Origin of the sequence: Methanomethylovorans sp. (assembly GCF_041305605.1) — an archaeon.
Lineage (GTDB): Archaea > Halobacteriota > Methanosarcinia > Methanosarcinales > Methanosarcinaceae > Methanomethylovorans.
This window is the reverse complement of sequence record NZ_JBFYLB010000110.1, coordinates 1-3,041: the sequence shown is the minus strand read 5'-3', so window position 1 is coordinate 3,041 and position 3,041 is coordinate 1. Positions and strand designations below refer to the sequence as shown.

4 protein-coding genes are annotated in these 3,041 nt (G+C 41.6%); 1 reads left to right on the top strand and 3 read right to left on the bottom strand.

Features of this window, described 5'->3' with window-relative positions; translation table 11 throughout:
- Positions 1-398 precede the first annotated feature (398 nt).
- A complete protein-coding gene (locus ACCM36_RS06885; RefSeq protein WP_370573015.1) occupies positions 399-653 on the bottom strand; it encodes a hypothetical protein in 255 nt (84 codons plus the stop codon).
- Positions 654-1,059: 406 nt separating this feature from the next.
- Between ACCM36_RS06885 and ACCM36_RS06880 the strand changes: the two genes are divergently transcribed.
- On the top strand, positions 1,060-1,560 hold the full coding sequence (locus ACCM36_RS06880; RefSeq protein WP_370573013.1) for a GNAT family N-acetyltransferase: 501 nt from the start codon (positions 1,060-1,062) through the stop codon (positions 1,558-1,560).
- Here ACCM36_RS06880 and ACCM36_RS06875 read toward each other — a convergent pair.
- Positions 1,557-2,279, bottom strand: coding sequence for an amino acid ABC transporter ATP-binding protein (locus ACCM36_RS06875; protein ID WP_370573016.1), 723 nt, complete (start codon positions 2,277-2,279; stop codon positions 1,557-1,559). The genes ACCM36_RS06880 and ACCM36_RS06875 overlap by 4 nt on opposite strands.
- On the bottom strand, positions 2,266-2,958 hold the full coding sequence (locus tag ACCM36_RS06870; protein ID WP_370573012.1) for an amino acid ABC transporter permease: 693 nt from the start codon (positions 2,956-2,958) through the stop codon (positions 2,266-2,268). Before ACCM36_RS06870 ends, ACCM36_RS06875 begins: the two co-directional genes overlap by 14 nt.
- Between the last annotated feature and the right edge of the window lie 83 nt (positions 2,959-3,041).

Sequence of the window (3,041 nt, the reverse complement as noted above, 5' to 3'; positions counted from 1 at the left end):
GTAGACTTTCAGACAGGTAAAGCTGTGTATCTAGTTGATACCTGTACACATTATTATGCAAGCGGTTGGCGAACCTTTACAAATGGCATGGAGCTGATGCCTGGGGAATACAGTTTTAAATATTCAGATAGGACTTCGCATAAGTGCACGATTACAGCTGGTAAGACTTCATATATTGATCGTATCTTATCTTTGTAAGAAAAGAAATGTACAAAAATGCAACACTGGCATCCTGCGGAAGAAATGATCTGAAAAAGTAGCGAACTCTCGTAGCTCGGTTTACGTTTTCTATTTTATTTAGGATAGCTTCTATTATCCTATAATAACTCTGCAAAGAAAAAGTATCTGATCAAAAAATGAGGAGGTGCAACAACCATTGCACCTCTTATATTTCGAAGTTAGATGGTTGTCTCGTTCAAAGTCTCGTTAACAACCTCTGTGGTCTGGTTTACGGTCGTGGTTGTGGTCTCATTTACAATAGGATACACTACTGTCTCGTCAACAACCTCTGTGGTCTGGTTTACGGTCGTGGTTGTGGTCTCGTTTACGGTTTCTGTTACAGTCTCTTCTGTAGTTTTGTCTGCACAACCGGAAATGGCCACTAAGCCCATAACCAGAAGTCCCAATAATAAGAAGTTGAGCATTTTCTTCAAAGTAATCACCTAGCCTTTTATACCCACATATATGAACTGTCGATTTAGGACTATTAAGTGTATAGCAGTATAGAGTCTGTTCTTTGCACTTACTAGTCATAATTTCGAACATTTGACTATTTATTAACTATATAGTATGTAGTCCCTATATAGTAGACGATTAGCATAAAACCAATATGTTATAAATCTTTCGGTTTTGTTGTGATTAAGAAATTGAATACTCAGCTGACTGTATTAGGTATCCTATTGGGGAAGAAACATTACTATTTCACTTTGCAATTGCGAATCTGAAATAGAAATGAATATTTACTGCTATCTAGTTTTTCTCTACCGGATTTCGTAAGAAATTTATGTATGTCGAAATATATGAGAAATTCTAAATATCGTGCTATACTAGTACAAAGACATGAAAGATAATCCTGTCCGTGGTCTTATCATCCGCAGTACAGATGTCGAAGATGTGCCTTTATTGTTAAGATTTGTTAAAGGGATAGCAGAATACGAACACCTCAGCCATATGGTTTCAGCTACTGAGGAGTCACTTAAAATGGCTTTCTTTGGAGAAAGGCCGTATGCTGAAGCCCTGATAGCTGAACTTGATAGTGTGCCTGTGGGTTTTGTGGTTTTCTTTCATAACTTTTCCACATTTGTGGGAAAACCAGGTTTATATTTAGAAGACATATACGTGCTTCCAGAACACCGTGGCAAAGGGGTCGGAGCTGCCTTGTTCATGAAATGTGTCCGTATGGCCAGAGAACGTGATTGCGGTCGTATGGAATGGAGTGCCTTGCACTGGAATCCTGCACGTAAGTTCTATGAACGGTTAGGTGCTCAACCCCTTGAAGACTGGATAATATACCGCCTGGATGAGAGCATGATCTCAGATATGGTGTTAGAAAAAACCTAAAGCACCTTGCTCAAGAAAGCAATGGTCCTCTCATTCCTTGCATGGTTGAATATATCCTGGGGCGTTCCTTCCTCTACGATCATACCATCGTCCATGAAAAGCACTCTGTCGCTTACTTCCCTTGCGAATCCCATTTCATGGGTGACCACTACCATTGTCATTCCCATCTTTGCGAGGTCATTCATGACATTCAATACCTCTCCTACCATTTCAGGGTCAAGGGCTGAGGTAGGTTCATCGAAAAGCATGACCTTCGGATGCATCGCCAAAGCACGTGCTATTGCTACACGCTGTTTTTGCCCACCGGAGAGTGCGGCAGGATAAACGTGTGCTTTATCTTCCAGTCCAACCTTGCGCAATATTTCCAGTGCCCTTTTTTCGGCTTCGTTTTTTGGAAGCTTTCTAACTTTGATGAGAGCAAGAGATACATTCTCAAGGGTTATTTTATGAGGGAAGAGATTGAAGTGCTGGAACACCATGCCAGCCTCTTCCCGGATCTTATTAATATCAATATGTGGATCTGTTATTTTTTTGCCATCGATCCAGATGTCTCCCGACGTGGGTCTTTCCAGAAGGTTGATACAACGCAGGAAAGTACTCTTTCCGGACCCGGAAGGTCCTATTACGCAAACCACCTCACTTTCCTTCACCCTGGCAGATATACCCTTGAGGACCCGAAGGTCTCCAAAGCTCTTATGCAGGTCCTTAATTTCGATCACTGACACCAAGCCTCCTTTCAGAATACGTAACGAGTCTGGATATTGCAATAGTCATCACAAGATACATCAGAGCTATAGCTATGTAAACCGGGAAAGATGCAAAAGTCCTTGAAATGTAAAGCTGGCCGTTCTTCAGTAATTCATGCACTCCTATGACTGCCAGAAGAGATGAATCCTTCAGAAGAGCTATAAATTCATTGCCTAGAGGTGGTATTATCCTTCTGAAAGCCTGGGGGAGAATGATCTCTTTCATAGCCATTCCTTCTGTCATGCCCAAAGAGCGTGCAGCTTCCATCTGCCCCTTGTCAATAGACTGAACACCTGCACGCACAATTTCTGCAATGTAGGCACCACTGTTTATGCTGCAGACAATAACGCCTGCCATGATAGGATCAATAGACAGGGGTCTGCCCGTTACATTTGAGAAAAGCCCTGGGATACCATAGTAAAAAAGCAGTATTTGCACCAGAAGAGGTGTTCCCCTTATAAAGTCCACATAGGCAATGCAGGGATAACGGAAAAATTTGTTCCGGGATAGTTTTCCAAGTCCTGATATGGTTCCAAGGATAAGGCCAAAAAACACACCCAGGCTTGTGACCTCAATGGTCACCAGAGATCCTAAAAGAAGATCAGGGAACACTTTGACTATGTGACTGATATATGTATCCAGGAGAGACAACTTGACGACCTCGAAGTGGATAGGAAAATATTTGAAAAACTGTTTTTATAGCCAATACATGGACTAAATATAAACATAGCGAT